Source organism: Pseudomonas sp. 32_A (assembly GCF_017490905.1).
GTDB lineage: Bacteria > Pseudomonadota > Gammaproteobacteria > Pseudomonadales > Pseudomonadaceae > Aquipseudomonas > Aquipseudomonas inefficax.
Genome location: NZ_JAFGYI010000541.1, coordinates 1 through 229 on the forward strand (window position 1 = coordinate 1; position 229 = coordinate 229).

The following is a 229-nucleotide window of genomic DNA, read 5'->3' on the forward strand; positions in this document are numbered from 1 at the left end:
TACGAAGTAGCCGACGTTGCCCAGCCAGGCACTGATCCAGTAGCCCCAGGCCGAGGAGAAGCCCATGTAGTCGCCGAAACCGGCCTTGGCATAGGCATACACCCCCGCCATCCAGGTCAGGCTTGCGGTTGGCCAGGGTCTGGAACACGAACGCCAGCGCCAGCATGCCAACAGCTGTGATGCCCCAGCCGATCAGCACCGCGCCCACATCGGCACGCGCCGCCATGTT

General features: G+C 64.6%; 1 pseudogene. It reads right to left on the minus strand.

The annotated features are described in order from the left end of the window. Positions 1-229 (minus strand): annotated as a pseudogene (locus tag J5M58_RS27735) (amino acid permease); the annotation flags it as partial.